This window comes from Burkholderia sp. PvR073 (assembly GCF_054055695.1).
This window is the reverse complement of the sequence record NZ_JBSRXO010000004.1, coordinates 82511-104742: the sequence shown is the minus strand read 5'-3', so window position 1 is coordinate 104742 and position 22232 is coordinate 82511. Positions and strand designations below refer to the sequence as shown.

The 22232-nt window shown below is 68.0% G+C and carries 23 protein-coding genes; 12 read left to right on the top strand and 11 right to left on the bottom strand.

All coding sequences use genetic code 11. The features are described 5' to 3' along the window. The first annotated feature begins 68 nt into the window (after window positions 1-68). The 3 genes from kdsB (at window position 69) to ACVK00_RS14795 (ending at window position 2669) form a co-directional block, all read left to right on the top strand. Window positions 69-860 carry a 3-deoxy-manno-octulosonate cytidylyltransferase gene (kdsB, locus tag ACVK00_RS14805; RefSeq protein ID WP_284897429.1) on the top strand — a complete coding sequence of 264 codons (792 nt, stop codon included), beginning with the start codon at window positions 69-71 and terminating at the stop codon, window positions 858-860. A 208-nt stretch (window positions 861-1068) separates the two neighbouring features. Beyond that, window positions 1069-1731: an adenylate kinase gene (adk, locus tag ACVK00_RS14800; RefSeq protein ID WP_228905388.1), complete on the top strand. Its 663-nt coding sequence runs from the start codon at window positions 1069-1071 to the stop codon at window positions 1729-1731. Between the two features lie 179 nt (window positions 1732-1910). Beyond that, entirely contained in the window at window positions 1911-2669 is a 759-nt protein-coding gene (locus tag ACVK00_RS14795; protein WP_284897431.1) for an SDR family NAD(P)-dependent oxidoreductase, read from the top strand. 77 nt (window positions 2670-2746) lie between these two features. Here the strand turns inward: ACVK00_RS14795 and ACVK00_RS14790 are convergent, their stop codons facing one another. Then, window positions 2747-3589, bottom strand: a complete 843-nt coding sequence (locus ACVK00_RS14790) for a SirB1 family protein (protein ID WP_006750939.1) — start codon at window positions 3587-3589, stop codon at window positions 2747-2749. An 8-nt stretch (window positions 3590-3597) separates the two neighbouring features. Next, on the bottom strand, window positions 3598-5148 hold the full coding sequence (gene murJ, locus ACVK00_RS14785) for a murein biosynthesis integral membrane protein MurJ (protein WP_228905391.1): 1551 nt from the start codon (window positions 5146-5148) through the stop codon (window positions 3598-3600). A 304-nt stretch (window positions 5149-5452) separates the two neighbouring features. On the opposite strand from murJ, the gene rpsT reads away from it, so the two are divergent. After that, the gene (rpsT, locus tag ACVK00_RS14780; protein ID WP_006482211.1) at window positions 5453-5725 is read left to right on the top strand and encodes a 30S ribosomal protein S20; all 273 of its coding nucleotides are present in this window, start codon (window positions 5453-5455) and stop codon (window positions 5723-5725) included. A gap of 144 nt (window positions 5726-5869) precedes the next feature. Here the strand turns inward: rpsT and ACVK00_RS14775 are convergent, their stop codons facing one another. Continuing rightward, window positions 5870-6190: a DUF3579 domain-containing protein gene (locus tag ACVK00_RS14775; RefSeq protein WP_006762342.1), complete on the bottom strand. Its 321-nt coding sequence runs from the start codon at window positions 6188-6190 to the stop codon at window positions 5870-5872. Window positions 6191-6601: 411 nt separating this feature from the next. On the opposite strand from ACVK00_RS14775, the gene argF reads away from it, so the two are divergent. Next, the gene (gene argF / locus ACVK00_RS14770; protein ID WP_166721457.1) at window positions 6602-7531 is read left to right on the top strand and encodes an ornithine carbamoyltransferase; all 930 of its coding nucleotides are present in this window, start codon (window positions 6602-6604) and stop codon (window positions 7529-7531) included. Window positions 7532-7651: 120 nt separating this feature from the next. Here the strand turns inward: argF and murB are convergent, their stop codons facing one another. Continuing rightward, on the bottom strand, window positions 7652-8701 hold the full coding sequence (murB, locus tag ACVK00_RS14765; RefSeq protein WP_354122854.1) for a UDP-N-acetylmuramate dehydrogenase: 1050 nt from the start codon (window positions 8699-8701) through the stop codon (window positions 7652-7654). A gap of 136 nt (window positions 8702-8837) precedes the next feature. Here murB and ACVK00_RS14760 point away from each other — a divergent pair, with 136 nt between their 5' ends. Then, the gene (locus ACVK00_RS14760; protein ID WP_012364548.1) at window positions 8838-9323 is read left to right on the top strand and encodes a YajQ family cyclic di-GMP-binding protein; all 486 of its coding nucleotides are present in this window, start codon (window positions 8838-8840) and stop codon (window positions 9321-9323) included. An 84-nt stretch (window positions 9324-9407) separates the two neighbouring features. Here ACVK00_RS14760 and plsY read toward each other — a convergent pair whose 3' ends face one another. Continuing rightward, window positions 9408-10046 (bottom strand): glycerol-3-phosphate 1-O-acyltransferase PlsY, encoded by a 639-nt coding sequence (plsY, locus tag ACVK00_RS14755; RefSeq protein WP_175723344.1) that lies wholly within the window; start codon window positions 10044-10046, stop codon window positions 9408-9410. 182 nt (window positions 10047-10228) lie between these two features. Continuing rightward, window positions 10229-10720: a Cys-tRNA(Pro) deacylase gene (ybaK, locus tag ACVK00_RS14750; protein ID WP_284897515.1), complete on the bottom strand. Its 492-nt coding sequence runs from the start codon at window positions 10718-10720 to the stop codon at window positions 10229-10231. Window positions 10721-10987: 267 nt separating this feature from the next. Here ybaK and ACVK00_RS14745 point away from each other — a divergent pair, with 267 nt between their 5' ends. After that, a complete protein-coding gene (locus ACVK00_RS14745) occupies window positions 10988-12550 on the top strand; it encodes a class I adenylate-forming enzyme family protein (protein WP_284897517.1) in 1563 nt (520 codons plus the stop codon). 48 nt (window positions 12551-12598) lie between these two features. On the opposite strand, the gene xerD is transcribed toward ACVK00_RS14745, so the two are convergent. From xerD to queG, 3 genes are all read right to left on the bottom strand, one after another. Further along, on the bottom strand, window positions 12599-13567 hold the full coding sequence (gene xerD, locus ACVK00_RS14740; RefSeq protein ID WP_228905409.1) for a site-specific tyrosine recombinase XerD: 969 nt from the start codon (window positions 13565-13567) through the stop codon (window positions 12599-12601). Next, window positions 13564-14034 (bottom strand): methylated-DNA--[protein]-cysteine S-methyltransferase, encoded by a 471-nt coding sequence (locus ACVK00_RS14735; RefSeq protein WP_126228390.1) that lies wholly within the window; start codon window positions 14032-14034, stop codon window positions 13564-13566. Before ACVK00_RS14735 ends, xerD begins: the two co-directional genes overlap by 4 nt. A gap of 63 nt (window positions 14035-14097) precedes the next feature. Then, window positions 14098-15333 carry a tRNA epoxyqueuosine(34) reductase QueG gene (queG, locus tag ACVK00_RS14730; protein WP_284897524.1) on the bottom strand — a complete coding sequence of 412 codons (1236 nt, stop codon included), beginning with the start codon at window positions 15331-15333 and terminating at the stop codon, window positions 14098-14100. A gap of 17 nt (window positions 15334-15350) precedes the next feature. Between queG and ACVK00_RS14725 the strand changes: the two genes are divergently transcribed. Beyond that, window positions 15351-15902, top strand: coding sequence for a bifunctional tRNA (adenosine(37)-N6)-threonylcarbamoyltransferase complex ATPase subunit type 1 TsaE/phosphotransferase (locus ACVK00_RS14725; protein ID WP_012364555.1), 552 nt, complete (start codon window positions 15351-15353; stop codon window positions 15900-15902). Then, window positions 15884-17413 (top strand): N-acetylmuramoyl-L-alanine amidase, encoded by a 1530-nt coding sequence (locus ACVK00_RS14720; RefSeq protein ID WP_284897527.1) that lies wholly within the window; start codon window positions 15884-15886, stop codon window positions 17411-17413. The genes ACVK00_RS14725 and ACVK00_RS14720 overlap by 19 nt, the downstream gene beginning before the upstream one ends. 52 nt (window positions 17414-17465) lie before the next feature. Here the strand turns inward: ACVK00_RS14720 and ACVK00_RS14715 are convergent, their stop codons facing one another. Next, complete coding sequence (locus ACVK00_RS14715) at window positions 17466-18344, bottom strand: EamA family transporter (protein ID WP_228907638.1); 879 nt, start codon at window positions 18342-18344, stop codon at window positions 17466-17468. 255 nt (window positions 18345-18599) lie between these two features. On the opposite strand from ACVK00_RS14715, the gene ACVK00_RS14710 reads away from it, so the two are divergent. Beyond that, window positions 18600-19481 (top strand): pirin family protein, encoded by an 882-nt coding sequence (locus ACVK00_RS14710; protein ID WP_284897529.1) that lies wholly within the window; start codon window positions 18600-18602, stop codon window positions 19479-19481. Window positions 19482-19533: 52 nt separating this feature from the next. Then, window positions 19534-20382, top strand: coding sequence for a thioredoxin (trxA, locus tag ACVK00_RS14705; RefSeq protein WP_138847251.1), 849 nt, complete (start codon window positions 19534-19536; stop codon window positions 20380-20382). Between the two features lie 92 nt (window positions 20383-20474). Here trxA and tcdA read toward each other — a convergent pair whose 3' ends face one another. Further along, the gene (tcdA, locus tag ACVK00_RS14700; protein WP_284897535.1) at window positions 20475-21332 is read right to left on the bottom strand and encodes a tRNA cyclic N6-threonylcarbamoyladenosine(37) synthase TcdA; all 858 of its coding nucleotides are present in this window, start codon (window positions 21330-21332) and stop codon (window positions 20475-20477) included. 127 nt (window positions 21333-21459) lie between these two features. Here tcdA and pdxH point away from each other — a divergent pair, with 127 nt between their 5' ends. Continuing rightward, complete coding sequence (pdxH, locus tag ACVK00_RS14695; RefSeq protein WP_228905428.1) at window positions 21460-22104, top strand: pyridoxamine 5'-phosphate oxidase; 645 nt, start codon at window positions 21460-21462, stop codon at window positions 22102-22104. Window positions 22105-22232: the final 128 nt, after the last annotated feature.

The window sequence follows — 22232 nt, the reverse complement described above, 5'->3', positions numbered from 1 at the left end:
CCGAACCCTGCCGGGCGGCCTGCTTTCGACGCGTCGCCCACCCCAGCCCTTCTCACCGCCCAGCCCCGATGACTCATCAGCAGCCCTTCATCGCCGTCATTCCTGCCCGGCTCGCGTCGACGCGCCTGCCGAACAAGCCGCTCGCCGATCTCGGCGGCAAGCCGATGGTCGTCCGCGTCGCCGAGCGCGCGCGCGAAGCGGGCGCGCAGCAGGTGCTCATCGCGTCCGACGCGCAGAGCGTGCTCGACGCGGCACGCGATCACGGTTTCGAAGCGGTGCTGACGCGCGCCGACCATCCGTCCGGCACCGACCGGCTCGCGGAAGTCGCCGCGACGTTCGGATGGAGCGACGACACCGTCGTCGTCAACGTGCAGGGCGACGAACCGCTGATCGACCCGGTGCTCGTGCGCGACGTAGCGTCGCACCTCGCCGCGCATCCGGACTGCGCGATCGCGACCGCCGCGCACCCGATCCACGACGCGGCCGACGTGTTCAACCCGAACATCGTCAAGGTCGCGCTCGACGCGCGCAACGTCGCGATGTACTTCTCGCGCGCACCGATTCCGTGGAGCCGCGACGCCTATCTGCCGCACTGGCCCGACGTCGCAGCCATGCCTGCGCCGGCCTTTCCGGTCCATCGCCACATCGGCCTCTACGCGTATCGCACGCGCTTCCTGCGCACCTATCCGTCGCTCGCGCAGGCGCCGGTCGAGCAGGCGGAGCAGCTCGAACAGCTGCGCGCGATGTGGCACGGTGAGCGCATTGCCGTGCTGATTACCGAGCACGCGCCCGAAGCCGGCATCGACACGCCGGCCGATCTCGCACGCGTGCAGGCCCTTTTTCGTCCGGGTTCAAAATAACCCGTGGCATAATCAGGCGATTGTGCGAGCCGTCCGCGACCCGCGCGTTCTTGCTTGACCCCGCCACGGCCCGTCCCGGCAGCCGCGCGTCGCTTTTCGCTGACGCGCAGCATCAGACCGGTTCGCCGCGCGCCAGGCAAGCCCCGCGCACGCTGTCGCCGACACTTTTGCGTCTCGCCAGACGAATCTACATACTGGAGATATCACCATGCGTTTGATCCTGTTGGGCGCGCCCGGCGCGGGAAAGGGCACCCAGGCAAACTTCATCAAGGAAAAGTTCGGCATCCCGCAAATCTCGACGGGCGACATGCTGCGCGCGGCCGTCAAGGCCGGCTCGCCGCTCGGCGTCGAGGCGAAGGGCTACATGGACGCCGGCAAGCTCGTGCCGGACGCGCTGATCATCGGCCTCGTGAAGGAGCGCCTGAAAGACGCCGACTGCGCGAACGGCTACCTGTTCGACGGCTTCCCGCGCACGATCGCGCAGGCTGACGCGATGAAGGACGCCGGCGTCGCGATCGACTACGTGCTCGAAATCGACGTCCCGTTCTCGGAAATCGTCGAGCGCATGAGCGGCCGCCGCACGCATCCGGCATCGGGCCGCACGTACCACGTGAAGTTCAACCCGCCGAAGGTCGAGGGCAAGGACGACGTGACGGGCGAACCGCTGATCCAGCGCGACGACGACAAGGAAGAAACCGTCAAGAAGCGTCTCGAGGTGTACGAAGCGCAGACCAAGCCGCTGATCACGTACTACGGCGACTGGGCGAAGCGCGGCGAGGAAAACGGCCTGAAGGCCCCGCAATATCGCAAGATCTCGGGCCTCGGCAGCGTCGACGAAATCCGCGAGCGTGCGTTTGACGCACTGAAGTAAGCACCGCGTCGTGCACCCGCAAGCCGCCCTTTCCGGGCGGTTTTTTTTCGTCTGCTTGATCCGCTTCGGCTGACGGGGATTCGCACGATCGTGCCGGTCTCTCCGCCGCCTGGCGGCGCCCCGTACAATCGATCGGACGCAGGTGCCGACCGGCATCGGACCCAACCAAGGAGACAGTGATGGAGATTCGCGGCAACGTCTTTCTGATCACGGGCGGCGCATCGGGCCTCGGCGCCGGAACGGCCCGCATGCTCGCGCAGGCCGGCGGCAAGGTCGTGCTCGCCGACCTGAACGAGGCGGCCGGCACGGCGCTCGCGAACGAACTGGGCGGCACATTCGTGCGCTGCGACGTGTCGAGCGAGGCCGATGCGCAGGCGGCCGTCGATGCCGCGACGCGCGCGGGCACGCTGCGCGGCCTCGTGAACTGCGCGGGCATCGCGCCCGCCGCGAAAACCGTCGGCAAGGACGGCGCGCATCCGCTCGACGTGTTCGCGAAGACGATCAACGTGAACCTGATCGGCACCTTCAACATGATCCGGCTCGCGGCCGCCGCGATGGCCGCGACCACGCCGAACGACGGCGGCGAGCGCGGCGTGATCGTCAGCACCGCATCGGTCGCCGCCTACGACGGCCAGATCGGCCAGGCCGCGTACGCGGCGTCGAAGGCCGGCGTCGCGGGCATGACGCTGCCGATCGCACGCGACCTGGCGCGCCAAGGCATCCGCGTGATGACGATCGCGCCGGGGCTGTTCGAGACGCCGATGCTGCTCGGCATGCCGAAGGACGTGCAGGACGCGCTCGGCGCGATGGTCCCGTTCCCGCCGCGGCTCGGCAAACCGGACGAATACGCGATGCTGGTGCGCCAGATCGTCGAGAACCCAATGCTCAACGGCGAAGTGATCCGTCTCGACGGCGCGATCCGGATGCAGCCGAAGTAAGTGCAAACGACTGCAAACAAAAAACGCCCGCTATGCGGGCGTTTTTCGTTCGAGGCGCCCGGCGCCGCGCCAGCGGCTCAGTCCTCGTCGTCGCGCTGCATCCGCTGCCGCAATTCCGTCACCTGCGATTCGACGACGGTTGCATCGTCCGCATCGGGCCGCTCGCCGAGATACTGCTCGAGATCCTCGAGCGCGGGGCGCAGGTAGTCGAGCCGTGCATACGCGAAGCCGCGGTCGCGCACCTCGTCGAGGTGCTCCGGCAGCAGGATCACGAGCCGCTGCTGCACCGCGAGCAGCCGCTGCCAGCGTTCCGTCTGCAGATAGATCGTCTTCAGGTTGCGCAGCATCCGCGCGATGATCTCGCGGCTCGTGGCCGGCTGCAGCAACGCGCGCAACGCGCTGTCGACCGCGCCCGCCGCACGCGCGACGTACGGCTCGAGCATCTCGACCATCTCGGCTTCGGACAGCGAATGGCCATTGGTCGGATCGATGATCAGGTCGCCGTCCGGCAGCGTCACGCGCAGCAGGAAATGGCCGGGAAACGACACGCCGCGCGCCGGCACGCCGATCTGTTCGGCGAGCTCGAGATACAGCACCGACAGCGAGATCGGAATCCCGCGCCGCCGCTTCAGCACCGCGTTCAGGTGGCTGTTATCGGGGTCGTAGTAATCGTTGTGATTGCAGGCGAAGCCGAGTTCGCGAAAGAAGAATTCGTTGAGCGCGGCGACGCGGTCCTTCAGGTTCGCATCGTCGGCGAGCCGGCGGCGCAGCCGCGCGGCCAGCATGTCGAGTTCGGCCAGCGTGCCCTGCAGGTCGAGGTCGGGATAGGCGTCCTGTGCGAGCGACAGCGCGGTCTCCGTGACGGGCAGGCTGTCGTCGTCCGCCACGAGCGTGCTGAAGTAGTCGAGGACGCGGGTCATTGCGGTCGTCACTTGGCGCGCCTTCTGAAGTAAGCGTATTTGAAGCCCATCACCCACAACATACCGAAATATAGTGCAGCGAACAGCACGAGGCACGCGGCCATCAGCGCAATGCGATCGAGCGGCTGCGCGCGCATGCCGGTCCAGTCGAAGCTGATCGCGCACCAATGCATCAGGCCCGCGAGTACGAGCGTCGCGCCAATGAGCTGCACGAAGAAGCGCGGCCAGCCCGGCGACGGCTGGTAGATGCCGCGCTTGCGCAGCCCGAGGAACAGCAGCAGCGAGTTCAGGCACGCGCCGACGCCGATGCTCAGTGTGAGGCCCGCATGACCGATCAGCGGCACGAACACGTAGTTCGACAGCTGTGTGACGATCAGCACGCCGATCGCGATCTTCACCGGCGTCTTGATGTCCTGCTTCGCATAGAAGCCCGGCGCGAGGATCTTGATCAGGATGATGCCGACGAGGCCGATCCCGTAGGTCGCGAGCGCGCGGGCGACCATCGTGACGGTATGCGCGTCGAACTTGCCGTAGTTGAACAGCGTCGCGGTGAGCGGCGTCGCGAAGAAGAACAGCGCGAGCGCGCTCGGCGCCGCGAGCAGGAACGTGACGCGCAGCCCCCAGTCGAGCAGCGACGAATACTCGTTCGCATCGGCGTCGACGTGCGCCTTCGACAGGCTCGGCAGCAGGATCGTGCCGAGCGCGACGCCGAGCAGCGCCGTCGGGAACTCCATCAGGCGATCGGCGTAGTTGATCCACGACACCGCGCCCTGCCCGAGCCGCGACGCGATGTTGGTGTTGATGATCAGCGACAGCTGCGCGACCGACACCGCGAATGTCGCGGGCACCATCTTCGCGAGCACGCGCTTCACGCCCGGGTGTCGCAGCGCGCGCAGCGGGTTGATGCCGATCAGCGGCACCATGTCGATCTTCTTCAGCCCCGGCAGTTGCACGAGGAACTGCAGCACGCCGCCCACGATGACGGCCCACGCGAGCGCATACACCGGCACCTTCAGATGGGGCGCGACGAACACGGCCGCGGCGATGAACGCGACGTTGAGCAGCACCGGCGCGAACGCGGGCAGCGAGAAGCTCTTGTAGGTGTTGAGCACGCCGGACGCGAGCGTGGTCAGTGAGATGAACACGATGTACGGGAACATGATCCGCGTCATCGTGACCGCGAGCGGGAATGCCTGCCCGTCGGTATGCAGGCCGGAGGCGACCGCGAACACGACCCATGACGCGCCGGCGATCCCGAGGACCGACAGCACGGCAAGCGCCCACGCGAGGACGGTCGACATCGCGTCGACGAGCGCCTTGGTCGCATCGTGCCCCTGCTGGTTCTTGAACTCGGCCAGGATCGGCACGAACGCCTGCGAGAACGCGCCTTCGGCAGACAGGCGGCGCAGCAGGTTCGGAATACGGAAGGCGACGTAGAACGCGTCGGTGTATTGACTGGCGCCGAACGCACGGGCGATCAGCGTCTCGCGGGCCAGTCCGGTCACGCGCGACAGCAGCGTGAAGCCGCTGACCGTCAGCAGGGCTCGGAATAGATTCATGGGGCGCTTATTATACGGACGTTGCGTGTCCCGGCACGGACGGATGCCGAAAAGGACATGCGTCGCCGGCGCCCTCGCCTGGCGGGCGTTACGTTGAACTTGCCACGCGCTTGATTTTGTTGCTATAATTGCCGGTTTCTGAGCCTGTTACATGCACGGCACCTGTCGTTTTCATGTCTCGGCCTCGGTTAAACTCACCGTTTTTTATGCGCCCCTGGGCAATCGTTCTCAGGGGACGGATCGAAAAGCAGCGCTTGGCCGTCAGGCTCCAAGCTCTGGAAACAGGACAGGATAAGGAACCGTCATGGCTAACTCCGCACAAGCACGCAAGCGCGCCCGCCAAGCCGCGAAGGCAAATTCGCACAACTCGGCGCTGCGCTCGAAATTCCGTACCGCGATCAAGTCGGTTCGCAAGGCTGTTGAAGCCGGCGACCAGGCAAAGGCTGCCGAGCTGTTCAAGGCTGCCGTGAAGACGATCGACACGATCGCCGACAAGAAGATCGTTCACAAGAACAAGGCCGCTCGCAGCAAGAGCCGCCTCGCCGCGGCCGTCAAGGGCCTGCAGGCAGCAGCGTAAATCTGGCGCGCCCGCTTCGGCGGGCGTTCCTGTTTCCTGCGATCGCAAAAAAGCCCGCCTAGGCGGGCTTTTTTGCGTGTCGTCCGCGCATCGCGCCGGACGACCACCAGACGCGGGCGCGGCATGCGCCCCCGCCCGTCGATCTCACTTCTTCTCGTTGTAGTCCGGCAGCTCGCACGCCTCGGTGACGACGAGGTTGTTGTCCTTCGCGAAATTCAGCACGAAATCGAACGCCATCGGCTCGATGTCGCGCAGCCGGGAATCGAGGATCACGCATTTCAGGTCGCCGAGCATCGTCGGGCGCACGTACAGCGAATATTTCAGGCGCGCATTCGGCCCGCTCGCGCCGGGCCCGAAGCAGGCCATCACGCCGGCCAGACGCTCCGACCAGTCGCTCGGGCGAAACTTTTTCCCGTCTTTCGTAATGCCCTGGATGAAGAATTCGGTCGGAGGGGTTTCAGCCATGTGGTTACCCAAGTGACGGCCCGGCGATGTCCAGGCGACGGCGCCTGGATACGCGAACACAAAGCTGGAGTGGACGACACACGCGCTTCGATATCCCGAAAACAGGCCGTCGATGCGTGCCGCCGGCGCGCCGCACCGGATGTGTGCAGCGCATGGCTTGTGTCCGGCAGAGCGCGAAAAGCCTTGCCTGCCGGGCTGGAGAAAACTTTTGGATTATACCGCAGCGCGCCATCGCGCGTCGTCTCGCCGCCCTTGTTCCGGCGTTCTCCAGAGTGCGCGACGATGCCGCCCCGGTTTGTGCCGCGGCTCGTCAAAGCACAGAAAATCCTTTATGCTGCTTTGAAGTTATCCACACCCGACGGCGGCGGCGTCCGGCTCCGCAGCCGGCTCCAACCCGCCGTATTTCGTTTCATGACCGCCAAAACCATTCGTCACTACCTGCAGTTCAAGGATTTCTCGCTGGAAGACTACGAGTACGTGCTCGAACGCACGGGTATCCTGAAGCGCAAGTTCAAGAACTACGAGACCTATCATCCGCTGCACGACCGCACGCTCGCGATGATCTTCGAGAAGAGCTCGACGCGCACGCGGCTGTCGTTCGAAGCCGGTATCTTCCAGCTGGGCGGCCACGCGGTGTTCATGAGCACGCGCGACACGCAGCTCGGCCGCGGCGAGCCCGTCGAGGATTCCGCGCAGGTCATCTCGCGAATGGTCGACATCATCATGATCCGCACGTTCGAGCAGGATGTGATCACGCGCTTCGCGCAGAACTCCCGCGTGCCCGTGATCAACGGCCTGACCAACGATTACCACCCGTGCCAGGTGCTCGCCGACATCTTCACGTACTACGAGCACCGCGGCCCGATCGCCGGCAAGACGGTCGCGTGGGTCGGTGATGCGAACAACATGCTGTACACGTGGATCGAAGCCGCGCAGATCCTCGGCTTCAAGCTGCGCCTGTCGACGCCGCCGGGCTATGCGCTCGACATGAAGCTCGTGTCGCCGGACAGCGCGCCGTTCTACGAAGTGTTCGAGGATCCGAACGAAGCGTGCAAGGGTGCCGATCTCGTGACGACCGACGTATGGACGAGCATGGGTTTCGAAGCCGAGAACGAAGCGCGCAAGCAGGCGTTTGCCGACTGGTGCGTCGACGAGGAAATGATGGGCCACGCGAACGCGGACGCGCTCTTCATGCACTGCCTGCCCGCGCACCGCGGCGAGGAAGTGACGGCCGGCGTGATCGACGGCCCGCAGAGCGTCGTGTGGGACGAGGCGGAAAACCGCCTGCACGTGCAGAAGGCGCTGATGGAGTTCCTGCTGCTCGGCCGCCTCAAGCACTGAACGCAGCCCTCGCGCGCCACCGGAATCCGGCGGCATGCGAAAAAAAGCGCCGATCGATGATCGGCGCTTTTTTGTTTGCGCGGGCGAAAGCGCATGAAAGGTGCGGGTCGAACGCCCGCGTTACACGCACACCGGCTCGGGTTCGAGCTCGACGCCGAACTGCTTGCGCACGTCGTCCTGGATCGCCCGCGCCAGTGCGAGCACGTCGGCGCCCGTCGCGCCGCCGCGATTGACCAGCACGAGCGCCTGACGGTCGTGCACGGCCGCCGCGCCGAGCGTGCGCCCTTTCCAGCCGCAGCGGTCGATCAGCCAGCCGGCCGCGAGTTTCACCTGCCCGCCCGGCTGCGGATACGACACGACGTCCGGCACGCGCGCGCGCAGCGCATCGAACCGCGCGGCGTCGATCACCGGATTCTTGAAGAAACTGCCCGCGTTGCCGAGCTCGAGCGGATCGGGCAGCTTTGCGCGGCGGATCGCGACGACCGCGTCGAACACGTCGCGCGGCGTCGCCGCGCCGGGCGCGATGCCGCGCGCGTCGAGCTCGCGCGTGACATCCGCGTAGCCGAGCCGCGGCGTCCAGCGCTTGGGCAGCCGGAACGTCACAGCGACGATCGCGAAGCGGCCGCGCCCTTCCCGCTTGAAGAAGCTGTCGCGATAGCCGAACGCGCAGCGCGCGGCATCGAAGCGCTCGCTGCGCCCCGTCGCAAGTTCGACGGCGACCAGCGAGTCGAAATACGTCTTCATCTCGAGGCCGTACGCGCCGATGTTCTGGATCGGCGCGGCGCCGACGGTGCCCGGAATCAGCGCCAGATTCTCGAGGCCCGGCATGCCGTGCTCGAGCGTCCACGCGACGAATGCGTGCCAGGTCTCGCCGCCGCCGGCCTCGACGTACCACGCGTCGTCGTCCTCGCGCACGACGCGGCGCCCGGCGATCTCGTCGAGCAGCACGACGCCGTCGAAATCGCGCGTGAACACGACGTTGCTGCCGCCGCCCAGCACGAGTTGCGGCAGGTGCGCGACGCGCGAATCGCGATGCAGCGCCGCGAACTGCGCCGCATGCGTGATGCGGGCGGCAAAGCGCGCGGTCGCGTCGATGCCGAACGTATTGTGCGCGGCGAGCGGATGGTCGGGGAGCAGCGACAGGGCGGAATCGTCAGGTGGCATCGGCATTCGCGGTCACGTCCGCCGGGGCGGCATAAGGCCGGCCTTGGGCAAACGGAGGGGCATCGGTAAAATGGCAAACAGTCCGCAATTATAGCGAGTGCCCGCGCGCAAGCCGGGCGCTTGCATCTCAAGGGAGAATGCCATGCCATCGTTCGACGTCGTTTCCGAAGCGAACATGATCGAAGTGAAGAACGCCATCGAGCAGTCGAACAAGGAAATTTCGACGCGCTTCGACTTCAAGGGCTCCGACGCGCGTGTCGAGCAGAAGGAGCGCGAGCTGACGCTGTTCGCCGACGACGATTTCAAGCTCGGTCAGGTCAAGGACGTGCTGATCAACAAGCTCGCGAAGCGCAACGTCGACGTGCGCTTCCTCGACTACGGCAAGGTCGAGAAGATCGGCGGCGACAAGGTCAAGCAGATCGTCACCGTGAAGAAAGGCGTGACGGGCGACCTCGCGAAGAAGATCGTCAGGCTCGTGAAAGACAGCAAGATCAAGGTGCAGGCGAGCATCCAGGGCGACGCGGTACGCGTGACCGGCACGAAGCGCGACGACCTGCAGAGCGTGATCGCGATGCTGCGCAAGGACGTGACCGACACCCCGCTCGACTTCAACAACTTCCGCGACTGATCGACGCCGTCGACCGGTCACTCCGCGCCGCCGGGCCCCGCATGCGGGATGCCCCGGCGGGCGGCGACAGCAGCAACCCCTTCCTCAGAGCTTCCCGCCGTCCTGCGCGCCGCCGTCGGCCGCGGCCTTCTTCTTGTCGCCGATCCGGCTTTCCTGCCCCGCCAGCAGCTTCGAGATGTTGCCGCGGTGACGCCACACGAGCAGCACGCTCATCGCGAGCACGGCCCACGCGACCGGGTTGTGGCTCGTGCCGAACAGGAACACGTCGAACAGCGGTGCGAACACGGCCGCCACCAGCGCCGCGAGCGACGAATAGCGGAAGAAGAACGCGACGATCAGCCAGGTCAGCGCGGTCGCGAGCCCGAGCACCGGGTGCACCGCGAGCAGCACGCCGGCCGCGGTCGCGACGCCCTTGCCGCCCTGGAAGCGGAAGAACACCGGATACAGGTGGCCAAGGAACACGGCGATCGCGACCCACGCGACGGCGACGTCGGGCAGCCCGAAGTGCCGCGCGAGCCAGACGGCGAGCCAGCCCTTGAACGCGTCGCCGACGAGCGTCAGGATCGCGGCCTTCTTGTTGCCGCTGCGCAGCACGTTGGTCGCGCCGGGATTCTTCGACCCGTACGAACGGGGATCGGCCAGGCCCATCGCGGCGCTGACGACGACGGCGAACGACACCGAACCGATCAGGTAGGCAACAAGTGCGGCGAGCAGGATCTGCATGCGGAGAACTCTTCTTTCAACGTATCGGTGAAGGGGCGGCCGGGCGCGGCATGCCGGCCGGTTGCGGCAGGTGCCGTCGCGGCGAACCGCCGGCAGGCCATGGCGGCCGGCCGTGCGGGCCGACCGGCCGAAACGGCGCCCATTCTACCGAACGCGCACGGCCTGCCACGAAGGTGAAACCCTCAGTCGACGCTCGCGCACTGCACGGACATCGCGCCGAGCAGCGTCGTGAGCACCGCCGGCGCGAGGCTGACGAGATAGCCGCGGCGGCCGCCGTTCAGGTAGATCGTCGGCAATTCGAGGATGGTCGACTCGACGTACACGGGCATCGGCTTGCGCGTGCCGAACGGCGACGTGCCGCCCACCAGATAGCCGGAATGGCGGTTCGCGACGTCGGGCTTGCACGGCTCGACGCGCTTCGCGCCGATCTGCCGCGCGAGGTTCTTGGTCGACACCGTGCGGTCGCCGTGCATCAGCACGATCAGCGGCTTCGCATGCTCGTCCTCCATCACGAGCGTCTTCACGACGCTGTGTTCGTCGACGCCGAGCTGGCGCGCCGACTCGCCGGTGCCGCCGTGCTCGACGTAATCGTACGGATGCTCGCCGAATGCGACGCCGTGGCGACGCAGCAGCTGGGTCGCGGGTGTCTCGGACACGTGTCTGGATTTGCTCATGGCGGCATTTTAATGGCGAACGACCAGCGGGCGCGCGCGCCATCGCCCCTGCGCGTGCTCGCGGTGGGTTGCGGCGCGCCGACGGTATACTCGCGGCCCTTTTGTTCCGGACGGGCGCGCCGGTCGCCGCAGCGCGCCCGTCCATCATCATTGCGGACTTCGCGAAGTGCCATTGACCGAATGGCCGATTGTGGCGCGCCCGCCGTCATGGCACGATCGTTCGTAAAACTCGCCGCGCCACCGCCCGGCCCATCTTCTGGAGACGCCATGTCCTCGCCTGCACGCTCATCCGCGCCGCTCGACGTCGCGGCACTGCTCGCCGCGTTGCCCGGCCGCATCGCCGACGTGCCCGCCCGCTGGGCCGCGCACGCGCCCGCGCATCCGGCGCTGATCGAGGACGCGCGCCGCCTGTCGTACGGCGAGCTGGCGCAAGCCGTCGATGCTGCCGCCGAGCGGCTCGCGCGCCTGGGCGTGCGCGGCGGCGATCGCGTGATGATCGTCGCGGAAAACAGCGTCGCGCAGATCGTGCTGCTGTTCGCGGTCGCGCGCGTCGACGCATGGGCGCTCGTGTCGAACGCGCGGCTGTCGGCCAGCGAACTCGATGCGATCGCCGCGCACGCGCGCCCGAAGCTGATCGCGTTCGCAACGGAAGCGTCGCCCGACGCGCGCACGCACGCGGCGCGCCACGACGCGACGCCCGCCGACGCGCTGCCAGTCGACATCGGCGCGTGGTCGTACCGCGTCGACCCGAGCGCGCCCAGCGAACCGGTGGCGGCCGACGGCGCCGCCCAATGCGCGGCGCTGATCTACACGACCGGCACGACGGGCACGCCGAAAGGCGTGATGCTGTCGCATCGCAACCTGTTGTTCATCGCCGCGATGTCGAGCACGCTGCGCCGCGTGTCGCCCGACGACGTCGTCTATACGGTGCTGCCCGTGTCGCACGTGTACGGGCTCGCGTCGGTCTGCCTCGGCAGCCTGTACGCGGGCGCGACGCTGCGGCTCGCGCCGCGCTTCTCGCCGGAGGCCGTGCGCGTCGCGCTCGCCGACGAAGGCGTGACGATCTTCCAGGGCGTGCCCGCGATGCACGCGAAGCTGCTCGAGCACCTGCACACGCACGCACACGCATGGCGCGCGCCGCGGCTGCGCTTCGCGTATTCGGGCGGCTCGCCGCTCGACGCCGACCTGAAGGCGCGCGTCGAGCGCGTGTACGGCGTGCCGCTGCACAACGGCTACGGGATGACCGAGAGCAGCCCGACGATCACGCAGACGCCGCTCGACGCACCGCGTACCGACTGCTCGGTCGGCGTGCCGATCCCGGGCGTGGAAATGCGGATCGTCGCACCGGACGGCACCGACGTGCCGCAGGGCGAAGTGGGCGAAATCCGCGTGCGCGGGCCGAACGTGATGCTCGGCTACTACCGCAACGCGGATGCGACACGCGCGGCCGTGTCGCCCGACGGCTGGCTCGGCACCGGCGATCTCGCGCGCCAGGAAGCGGACGGCTCGGTGACGATCGCGGGCCGCAGCAAGGAGTTGATCATCCGCTCGGGCTTCAACGTGTATCCGGTCGAGGTCGAACAGGTGCTGAACGCGCACCCGGACGTCGTGCAGGCGGCCGTGGTGGGCCGCGCGGTCGAGGGCAACGAGGAAGTGCTCGCGTTCGTCGAGCTGGTGCCCGGCACGAGCGCGACCGAGGCCGCGCTGCAGGCGTGGTGCGCGCAACGGCTCGCGCCTTACAAGCGCCCTGCGCGGATTCGCGTGCTCGATGCGCTGCCGGCCGCTTCGACGGGCAAGGTGCTGAAGCACAAGCTGCGCGAACTCGCGTAACGCGCGGCGCCGGTCGCATGCCGCGCAGGGGCCGGCGCACGCACCGTGCTAGCCGCGCGGATGGTGCTGCGCGTGCAGCGTCTTGAGCCGCTCGCGCGCGACGTGCGTGTAGATCTGCGTGGTCGAGATATCGCTGTGGCCAAGCAGCAGCTGCACGACGCGCAGGTCGGCGCCGTGGTTCAGCAGGTGCGTCGCGAACGCGTGTCGCAGCGTATGCGGCGACAGGTGCGCGCGCACGTCGGCCTGCTGCGCGTGGCGCTTGATGATGTTCCAGAACTGCTGGCGCGTCATTCCGTCGCCGCGCGCGGTCACGAACAGCGCGTCGGCCGCGCGTGCGCCGAGCAGCGCCGGCCGCGCGTTGCGCAGGTAGCGCTCGATCCAGCCGTGCGCGACTTCGCCGAACGGCACGAGCCGTTCCTTCGAGCCCTTGCCCATCACGCGCACGACGCCCTCGTTGAGCCCGACCTCGACGGTCTTCAGCGTGACGAGTTCGCTCACGCGCAGCCCGCTCGCGTACATCAGCTCCAGCATCGTGCGATCGCGCAGGCCGAGCGGCGTGCCGACGTCGGGCGCACCGAGCAGCGCCTCGACCTGCGCCTCGGACAGCGTCGACGGAAACCGCGCGGCCTGCTTCGCCGACGTGATCCGCAGCGTCGGGTCCGCGCTCGCGTGATGCTCGCGCACGGCCCAGCCGTAATAGCGACGGAACACCGACAAGCGCCGGTTCGACGACGTCGCCTTGCCGTCGCTGCGCGCGGCGATGTAGCCGGTCAACATCGCTTCGTCGGCCGAGTCGAGCGGCGCGTCGTGCGTCGCGGCCAGCCATTGCGAAAACAGCACCAGATCGCGCCGGTACGCATCGAGCGTATTGCGCGCGAGCCCGTGCTCGAGCCACAGCGCATCGCAGAACACGTCGATCGACGCGCGGCTCGCGAGCAGCGCGGGCGATGCGGCCGCCGCGTCGCCGTCGGTGTCGGTGTCGGACGCGGAGTCGGGGGAAAGCAGCGATTCACTCATCGGTACGGCACGCCCTCATGCGCCAGCAGCCAGCGCTTTACTTTCTGGTAATAGCCATTGTCGTCGTGATTCGCGAAGCCGCCGAGGCCACCTGCCGCGACGACGCGATGGCACGGAATCACGAGCGGGAAATAGTTCGCGCCGCACGCCTGGCCGACCGCGCGCGGCGCGCTGCCGATCCGCTTCGCGACCTGCCCGTAGGTCAGCACGGTGCCCGGCGCAATGTCGCTGATCACGTTCCATACGCGATGCTGGAATGCGCTGCCGACGTCGGCGAGCGGCAGGTCGAAGCGCGCCGATGCACGCTCGAAATAGCGTTCGATCTGCTCGACCGCGCGCCGCGCGAGCGGCGAATCCGGCTCGACCGACTTGACCGACTCGGGCAGATAGACGATCTCGCGCACCACCGCGGCGTCGGTGCGGATGCCGACCTTGCCGAACGGTGCGTCGATGACAGCGTTGAACATGAGCTTCTCCTCCCCGATGAAACGCGCGCCGCCGCCGCGCGCCGACGATACTTTACGCCGCGTTCATGCGGCACGCAGCGCCCATTCGACATGCTCGCGCACGATCGGCGACGGATCGTCGGCCCGGGCGCGCAACGCGGCGACGATCGCGGCGCGCGCATCGGGCGCGAGCCGGTCGGCCGGCGCGCGCAATGCATTGCCGAGCCCGACCGCGAGATTGCGCAGCCAGCTTTCATGGCCGATGCGCCGGATCGCACTGCCCTGCATCCGCGTATCGAACGTGTCGGCATCCCAGCCGAACAGCTCGACGAGCGTCGCGCGGTCGAGCCCGTGCCGCACGTCGAAATCGGCGACGGGCGCGGCCTGCGCGAACTTGTTCCACGGACATACGAGCTGGCAGTCGTCGCAGCCGTACACGCGGTTGCCGATCATCGGCCTCAGCGGCTCCGGAATGCTGCCTTTCAGTTCGATCGTCAGGTACGAGATGCAGCGGCGCGCGTCGACGCGATACGGCTCGACGATCGCGCCGGTCGGGCATGCATCGATGCAGCGCGTGCAGCTGCCGCAGTGCGCGCCGGGCGTCTCGGGCGCGATGTCGGGCGCCGTTTGCGCGTCGGTCGGCAGCGGAACGTCGACGTAGATTTCGCCGAGGAAGAACAGCGAACCCGCGTCGCGCTGCAGCAACAGCGTGTGCTTGCCGCGCCAGCCGACACCGGCCTTCTGCGCGAGCTCGACCTCGAGCACCGGCGCAGAATCGGTGAACACGCGGTAGCCGAATGCGCCGATCTCGTGCTCGATGCGCTCCGCGAGCGTCTGCAGCCGGTTGCGCAGCACCTTGTGATAGTCGCGGCCGCGTGCGTAGATCGACACGACCGCCGCCTGCGGATCGTCCAGGCGCGCGCGCTCACGGGCGCGCCAGTCGTGCGGAACGAGTGCGCCGGAGGCTGCATCGGGCGCGTCGGCCGCGAGCGTTTGGGCCGGCAGATAGGCGAGCCGCGCGGAGATCACACGTCGCGTACCGGCCACAAGTTCGGCCGGCCGCGCGCGTTTCGTCCCGTGTTTCGCCATATAATCCATTTCGCCGTGGTACCCGGCTTCCAGCCAGGCGGCGAGGCCTGCTTCGGCATCCGAGAGATCGGTATCGCTGATGCCGATCGCCCCGAAACCCAATTCGCGCCCCCACGCCTTGATGCGAGTGGCGAGCGCAGTCAACGTCGCATCATCGAGCGCGCACGGCGCCACGCCTTCGGTACGAGTCGAAGGCCTGTCGGATGCGGCGAGTTCCGGTAAGCGGTTCATCGCACTATTTTACGAGAATGCCAGCCACGTCCCATACGCCTCATGCCGACACGCTGCCCGCCCCGCTCGCGGAGCGCGTGATCGCACTCGCCGACGAAGCGGCGACCGAGGCCTTCGGCGCCCGCTTCGCGCACGCGCTCGACGCGGCGCGCGGCGAACTCGCCCGCGCGCACGCGTTCGACGGGCTGCAGATCCAGCTGATCGGCGACCTCGGCGCGGGCAAGACGACCCTCGTGCGCGCGATCCTGCGCGGCCTCGGCCACCCGGGACGCGTGCGCAGCCCGACCTATACGCTCGTCGAGCCGTATGCATTCGCACGCGACGATGGGGAACTTGAGGTCTATCACTTCGATCTGTATCGATTCAACGATCCGGCCGAATGGTCCGACGCGGGCTTTCGCGAATATTTCAATTCCAGCGCGATCTGCCTCGTCGAATGGCCGCAACAGGCGGGCACCCTGCTCGGCGTGCCCGATCTGGTTTTCTCGCTCGACGTGGATGGCGACGGTCGCGCCCTCACCGTCCGGGCGTTCAGCGCTTCAGGAAAGGCATGTCTCGAAAGATGTTGATCAAACCGTTCCGCTCGATCGAATCGGCGGCCACCGCGACGCACAATTGGCGGCGCCGCCAGATCCTGTGCGCGGGCGCGTCGACGCTGGTGCTCGGTCTCGCCGCGCCGCGGCTCGCGCACGCGTCGTCGGTGCTCGGCGTGCGCGTGTGGCCCGCGCGCGATTACACGCGCGTCACGATCGAATCCGACCAGCCGCTGCAGAATAGCCAACAGCTGTTGCAGGGCCCCGACCGGCTCGTCGTCGACCTGAGCGGGCTCGATCTCGATCAGGCCCTGCGCGACCTCGTGTCGAAGATCGCGCCGAACGATCCGCAGATCCAGTCGGTGCGCGTCGGCCAGTATCAGCCGCACGTCGTGCGGATGGTGTTCGACCTGAAAGGCTCGGTGAAGCCGCAGGTGTTCACGCTGCCGCCGGTGGGCACCTACAAGTACCGGCTCGTGTTCGACCTGTATCCGGCCGTCGCGCCCGATCCGCTGTCCGACCTGATCGCGCAGACGGAACGCAAGGAACAGGCCCTCAACGACACCGCGCGCGCGCAGCAGATGCAGCCGCCGACCTCGCTCGCGGGCCCGGCCGCGCCGTCGGCGCCCGCCGCGGGCGACAACACCGACGCGTTCTTCCAGCGCTTCGCGCAGAACACGCCGGCCACGCCGCGCACGCCCCCGGCCGCCGCGACGCCTTCCACGCCCGCGAAGCCGGCCGTCAAGCCGCCGCCCGTCATCGCGCGCCGCGACGACAGCGACGACGACGGCGACACCTACAAGTTCACCGCACCGAAATCCGGCAAGGGCGGCACCATGCGCCTGCTGACGGTCGCGATCGATCCGGGCCACGGCGGCGAGGATCCGGGCGCGATCGGCGGCGGCGGCACGTACGAGAAGCATATCGCGCTCGACATCGCGAAGAAGCTGCGCGCGAAGATCGACGGCGCGCCGAACATGCGCGCGATGATGACGCGCGACGCCGACTTCTTCGTGCCGCTGAACGTGCGCGTGCAGAAGGCGCGCCGCGTCGGCGCCGACCTGTTCGTGTCGATCCACGCGGATGCGTTCACGACGCCGTCCGCGCGCGGCTCGTCGGTGTTCGCGCTGTCCGACCACGGCGCGACGAGCGCCGCGGCACGCTGGATGGCGAACAAGGAGAATTCGTCGGACCTGATCGGCGGCATCAACATCAAGACGCAGGACGCGGCCGTGAGCCGCGCGCTGTTCGACATGTCGACGACCGCGCAGATCCGTGATTCGCTGCGCTACGGCGGCTACGTGCTGAAGGAAGTCGGCGGCATCAACAAGCTGCACAAGGGCTCGGTCGAGCAGGCCGGATTCGCGGTGCTGAAGGCGCCCGACATTCCGTCGATCCTCGTCGAGACCGCGTTCATCAGCAACCCGGAAGAGGAGAGCCGGCTGAACGACGAGAGCTATCGCGACCAGATGGCCGACGCGATCTTCCGCGGCATCAAGCGTTACTTCGCCGCGAACCCACCGCTCGCGAAGAACCGGATGGCCTGACGCACGGCCGCCCGCTCTTCCCCACCGCCGGCACGCGCTGCGTGCCGGCCCGTCACGACGCCGCGAAGCGGCGCACCAGCTTCCCGCCGAATACGTTCACCGCGAGCCCGCCCATCACGAGCGCGGCGCCCGCCAGCTGCGCCCGCGTCAGGTGTTCGTCGAGCAGCAGCGCCGACGACGCGAGCCCGACGATCGGCACCAGCAGCGAGAACTGCGCGACCTGCGCGGCCGGATAGCGCGACATCAGGCGGCTCCACAAGCCGTAGCCGAGCAGCGTCGCGACGAACGCGAGATAGACGACCGCGAAGATCGACGCGCCGTTCAGTCCGGCCAGCGCGGCGCCGATCCGCTGCGGCCCCTCGAACCACAGCGACAGCAGGAAGAACGGCACGGGCGGCACGAGGCTCGCCCACACGACCAGCGACACGAGGTTCGCACGGCCAACCTTCTTCGTGACGATATTGCCGATCGCCCACATCGCGGCCGAGCAGATGGTCAGCAGGAAGCCGGCGAGCGTCATCGCGCGGCCGCCCTGCGCCGCGATCACGACGAGCCCGGCCGCGGCGATCGCGAGCCCGATCAGGTTCTGCATGCGCAGCCGCTCGCCGAGGAACAGCATCGCGAACACGAGCGTGAAGAACGCCTGCGACTGCAGCACGAGCGACGCGAGACCAGCCGGCATGCCGACGTACATGCCGGTGAACAGGAACACGAACTGACCGAGCTGGATCGTCGCGCCGTACAGGATCAGCATGCGCCACGGAATCTGCGGCCGGCGGACGAAAAACACCGCGGGCACGGCCGCGAGCGTGAAGCGCAGCGCGCCGAGCAGCATCGGCGGCATGCCGTGCAGCCCGACCTTGATCACGACGAAGTTCACGCCCCACGCCAGGATCACGACCAGCGCGAGCAGCAAGTCCTTCGGGGCCATCATCGGCGTCTCCTCGTTTCGAATGATTGTTCCGAAGCGGCTCAGTCTACCGGGTTCCGCCGCCCGGCCCGATACCCGCGCGGCGCGCATGGAATCGGCCGCGGGCACAGCCGCGCGTCGACAGGAAAGCCGCATCGCGCGTGCCCGCTGCGGCCGGTACCGTGGGCCAGCGCGTTCGCCATGCCCGGTGCGCGCGTCGCCGCCGCGCCGCCAGTACAATGACCGGCATCCCCGCCGTTCGCCACGAGGCCAGCCATGACCGAACCGATCAAAGCCTTGCTGAAGCCGCACATTCGCGACATCGGCAACCTGCAGGTGCGCCGCACACTGCCCGCACTCGCCGCACGCCTCGTCGGCCCGTTCATCTTCTTCGATCACATGGGGCCCGCGGCGCTGCCGGCCGGCACCGGGCTCGACGTGCGCCCGCACCCGCATATCGGGCTCGCCACCGTCACCTACCTGTTCGACGGCGCGATCCTGCACCGCGACAGCCTCGGCTCGCGGCAGGAGATCGTGCCGGGCGACGTGAACTGGATGACGGCCGGCCGCGGCATCGTCCACTCGGAGCGCACGCCCGACGCGCAACGCGCGAGCGGCCATACGGTGCACGGGATCCAGACCTGGGTCGCGCTGCCCGTCGCCCACGAGACCACCGAGCCGTCGTTCGAGCACCATGCGGCCGACACGCTGCCCAAGCGCCACGAAAACGGCGTGACGCTGACGGTGATCGCCGGCGACGCGTTCGGCCTGCGCTCGCCCGTCACGACGTTCTCGCGCACGCTGTACGTCGCCGCCGAATTCGCGGCCGGCAGCCGCCTCGAACTCGACGCGTCGCACGAGGAGCGTGCGGTCTACGTGGTCGACGGCGACCTGACGATCGACGGCACGCCGGTGCCGGCCGAGCAGATGGCCGTGCTCACGCCGGGCGCGACCGTCACGCTCGCGAGCGGCAACGGCACGCGCGCGATGTTGCTGGGCGGCGACAAGATCGACGGCGAGCGCTTCATCGAATGGAATTTCGTCGCCAGCAGCCGCGACGCGATCGAGCGCGCGAAAGCGGCGTGGACGAACCAGGAAATGGGCAAGGTGCCCGGCGAAACCGAGTGGATTCCGCTGCCCGAATCGAAGCCGCGTTGAAAAAGGCGCGCGCCGCCCCCATCCTGACGACATTCGACTGGAAGAGAACGACATGGACACCACGCTTGCCACTTTCGAGAAAGACGTCATCGAGGCGTCGCTGGACGCCCCCGTGCTGGTCGACTTCTGGGCGCCGTGGTGCGGCCCCTGCAAGACGCTCGGTCCGCTGCTCGAAAAGCTCGAAGCCGACTATCAGGGCCGCTGGAAGCTCGTGAAGGTGAACGTCGACGAGAACCAGGAGCTCGCCGCGCACTTCCAGACGCGCAGCATCCCGCACGTGATCGCGTTCGCCGACGGGCGCCCGGTCGACCAGTTCATCGGCGTGCTGCCGGAAGGCCAGTTGCGCGCGTTCCTCGACCGGCTGCTGCCGGCGCCCGAGGAAGCCGAACGCCGCGCCGCGCAATACGCGATCGCCGAGTCACGCTACGACGATGCGCTCACCCACCTCGAGGCAGCGCTCGCGCTGAACCCCGGTTTCGACGATGCACGGCTCGACCTGATCGAACTGCTGCTCGCGAACAACCAGGTCGATGCCGCGCGCACCGAGGCCGAGCGCCTGTCGCCGCAGACCGTGCAGGGCGCCGACCCGCGCTACCAGGCGATCAAGACCCGTTTCGATGCGCTCGACGCGACGGCCGACCTGCCGCCGACCGACGCGCTCGAAGCGCGTATCGCGGCGAACCCCGCCGATCTCGATGCACGCTTCGATCTCGCGCAGAGCCTGATCGCGCGACGCGCCTACGAAGGCGCGCTCGAGCAGCTGCTGGAAATCGTGTTGCGCGACCGCGCGTATGGCGACGACCTCGGCCGCCGCACGATGCTGTCGGTGTTCGAGCTGGCGGGCGACAGCCCCGAGCTCGTCGCCGCGTGGCGGCGCAAGCTGAGCATGGCGCTCAACTGACGAACGGCCGGCCGGGCCGCAATGGCCCGCAATGGGCCGGCCGTCGCGCCGCGGCATCGCAGCATGCTGCTGCGCGTCGAGCGATTTCCGGATCAGCCCGCGGCCCGCGCCGCGAGCGCGCGCAGCGCATGCGCGGCGGCCGCGAAACCGAAGCTCGCGGTCACGCACACGCTGGAACCGAATCCCGCACAGTTGAGCCCCGCGACATGCGCGGCCGCGGACGGCTCCGCGCCATCCTCGATGTCGCAAGCGGCCGCTTCCGGATAGATCAGCGGCTCGTCCGAATACACGGCGCTGACCTTGAAGCGCGCCTTCGGCCCGCGCGGAAAGCCGTGCTGCTTGCGCAACTGCGCGCGCACCTTCGACAGCAGCGGATCCTGGATCGTCAGCGCGAGATCGTCGATCCGGATGCGCGTCGGGTCGAGCTGCCCGCCCGCGCCGCCGACCGTGACGAGCGGCTGCCCTTTCGTGACGCACCACGCGATCAGCGCGACCTTCGTACGCACGCTGTCGATCGCGTCGATCACGTAGTCGAAGCCGCCGCCGAGCAGCGCGTCGAAGTTGTCGGGTTCCGCGAAATCCTCGATCCGGTTCACGCGGCACGCGGGATCGATCAGCGCGATCCGCTCGGCCATCGCATCGACCTTCGGCTTGCCGTAATTGCCGTCGAGCGCGTGGATCTGCCGGTTCGTGTTGCTTTCCGCGACGTTGTCGAGATCGATCAGCGTCAGCGTGCCGATCGCGCTGCGCGCGAGCGCCTCGGCCGTCCACGAACCGACGCCGCCGATGCCGATCACGGCGACATGCGCGCGCTGGAACGCGGCAAGCACGGGGGCGCCGTACAACCGCGCGATGCCGCCGAAACGGCGTTCGCGATCCACGTCAAGCTGGATTGTCGGGCTCGGGGTAAGATCAGAAGAACTGGGCGGGGCAGCGTCGGGGGCGGACATGGCAGCAAGGAAAACGTAAGCGTACAGCCCTCTATTTTGCCTGAACTCGCCGCCTACACGCGCCACTGTGCACGCACGATTCTCGCGCGTTCGCTATACTGGCCCCGGATTGAAGCGTTTGCATAACATGACAACTCTCGCCGATCTTCGCATCAACTATTCGCGTGCTTCGCTCGACGAAGCCGATGCCGCCCCCGACCCTTTCGCCCAGTTCGATCGCTGGTTCAAGGAGGCGCTCGCCGCCAAGCTTCCGGAGCCGAACACGATGACGCTCGCCACCGTCGGCGACAACGGCCGGCCGTCGGCCCGCATCGTGCTCATCAAGGGTGTCGACGAACGCGGGTTTGTCTTCTTTACCAATTACGAAAGCCGCAAGGGCCGCGATCTCGCCGCCCATCCGTACGCGGCGCTGCTGTTCTACTGGATCGAACTCGAGCGCCAGGTGCGCATCGAAGGCCGGATCGAGAAAACCAGCACTGACGAAAGCGACCGTTATTTCGCGTCACGCCCGCTCGGCTCGCGCATCGGTGCGTGGGCATCCGAGCAGAGCGCCGTGATCGACAGCCGCGCGACGCTCGAAGCGCGCGAGAAGGCTGTGGCCGAACGCTACGGCGAGAATCCGCCGCGCCCGCCGCAGTGGGGCGGCTATCGCGTCGTACCCGACGCGATCGAATTCTGGCAGGGCCGCCCGTCGCGGCTGCACGATCGCCTGCTCTACACGCGCGACGCCGCGGCGGCGCCAGGCTGGACCCTCTCGCGCCTGTCGCCGTAAGCAAGGCTGCGGCAGCGGCGCCGGCGCACGCCGGTCGTGTCTCGTGTTGCATCCGGGCGCCCGCCTCGCGAGGAGCGGGCGCCGGTCAAGATACTTGGCTGTATTCGATTCAACGAACAAACGGAGAA

What these genes read in the sequence shown, in the direction of transcription:
- queG (WP_284897524.1), bottom strand. Translation starts at nt 15,333, where the DNA reads ATGAACCGCTTACCGGAACTCGCCGCATCCGACAGGCCTTCGACTCGT.
- ACVK00_RS14715 (WP_228907638.1), bottom strand. Translation starts at nt 18,344, where the DNA reads ATGGCCCCGAAGGACTTGCTGCTCGCGCTGGTCGTGATCCTGGCGTGG.
- ACVK00_RS14790 (WP_006750939.1), bottom strand. Translation starts at nt 3,589, where the DNA reads ATGACCCGCGTCCTCGACTACTTCAGCACGCTCGTGGCGGACGACGAC.
- adk (WP_228905388.1), top strand. Translation starts at nt 1,069, where the DNA reads ATGCGTTTGATCCTGTTGGGCGCGCCCGGCGCGGGAAAGGGCACCCAG.
- kdsB (WP_284897429.1), top strand. Translation starts at nt 69, where the DNA reads ATGACTCATCAGCAGCCCTTCATCGCCGTCATTCCTGCCCGGCTCGCG.
- ACVK00_RS14725 (WP_012364555.1), top strand. Translation starts at nt 15,351, where the DNA reads ATGCCAGCCACGTCCCATACGCCTCATGCCGACACGCTGCCCGCCCCG.
- argF (WP_166721457.1), top strand. Translation starts at nt 6,602, where the DNA reads ATGACCGCCAAAACCATTCGTCACTACCTGCAGTTCAAGGATTTCTCG.
- ybaK (WP_284897515.1), bottom strand. Translation starts at nt 10,720, where the DNA reads ATGAGCAAATCCAGACACGTGTCCGAGACACCCGCGACCCAGCTGCTG.
- pdxH (WP_228905428.1), top strand. Translation starts at nt 21,460, where the DNA reads ATGACAACTCTCGCCGATCTTCGCATCAACTATTCGCGTGCTTCGCTC.
- trxA (WP_138847251.1), top strand. Translation starts at nt 19,534, where the DNA reads ATGGACACCACGCTTGCCACTTTCGAGAAAGACGTCATCGAGGCGTCG.
- rpsT (WP_006482211.1), top strand. Translation starts at nt 5,453, where the DNA reads ATGGCTAACTCCGCACAAGCACGCAAGCGCGCCCGCCAAGCCGCGAAG.
- murB (WP_354122854.1), bottom strand. Translation starts at nt 8,701, where the DNA reads ATGCCGATGCCACCTGACGATTCCGCCCTGTCGCTGCTCCCCGACCAT.
- plsY (WP_175723344.1), bottom strand. Translation starts at nt 10,046, where the DNA reads ATGCAGATCCTGCTCGCCGCACTTGTTGCCTACCTGATCGGTTCGGTG.
- ACVK00_RS14795 (WP_284897431.1), top strand. Translation starts at nt 1,911, where the DNA reads ATGGAGATTCGCGGCAACGTCTTTCTGATCACGGGCGGCGCATCGGGC.
- ACVK00_RS14745 (WP_284897517.1), top strand. Translation starts at nt 10,988, where the DNA reads ATGTCCTCGCCTGCACGCTCATCCGCGCCGCTCGACGTCGCGGCACTG.
- ACVK00_RS14710 (WP_284897529.1), top strand. Translation starts at nt 18,600, where the DNA reads ATGACCGAACCGATCAAAGCCTTGCTGAAGCCGCACATTCGCGACATC.
- xerD (WP_228905409.1), bottom strand. Translation starts at nt 13,567, where the DNA reads ATGAGTGAATCGCTGCTTTCCCCCGACTCCGCGTCCGACACCGACACC.
- tcdA (WP_284897535.1), bottom strand. Translation starts at nt 21,332, where the DNA reads ATGTCCGCCCCCGACGCTGCCCCGCCCAGTTCTTCTGATCTTACCCCG.
- murJ (WP_228905391.1), bottom strand. Translation starts at nt 5,148, where the DNA reads ATGAATCTATTCCGAGCCCTGCTGACGGTCAGCGGCTTCACGCTGCTG.
- ACVK00_RS14735 (WP_126228390.1), bottom strand. Translation starts at nt 14,034, where the DNA reads ATGTTCAACGCTGTCATCGACGCACCGTTCGGCAAGGTCGGCATCCGC.
- ACVK00_RS14720 (WP_284897527.1), top strand. Translation starts at nt 15,884, where the DNA reads ATGTCTCGAAAGATGTTGATCAAACCGTTCCGCTCGATCGAATCGGCG.
- ACVK00_RS14775 (WP_006762342.1), bottom strand. Translation starts at nt 6,190, where the DNA reads ATGGCTGAAACCCCTCCGACCGAATTCTTCATCCAGGGCATTACGAAA.
- ACVK00_RS14760 (WP_012364548.1), top strand. Translation starts at nt 8,838, where the DNA reads ATGCCATCGTTCGACGTCGTTTCCGAAGCGAACATGATCGAAGTGAAG.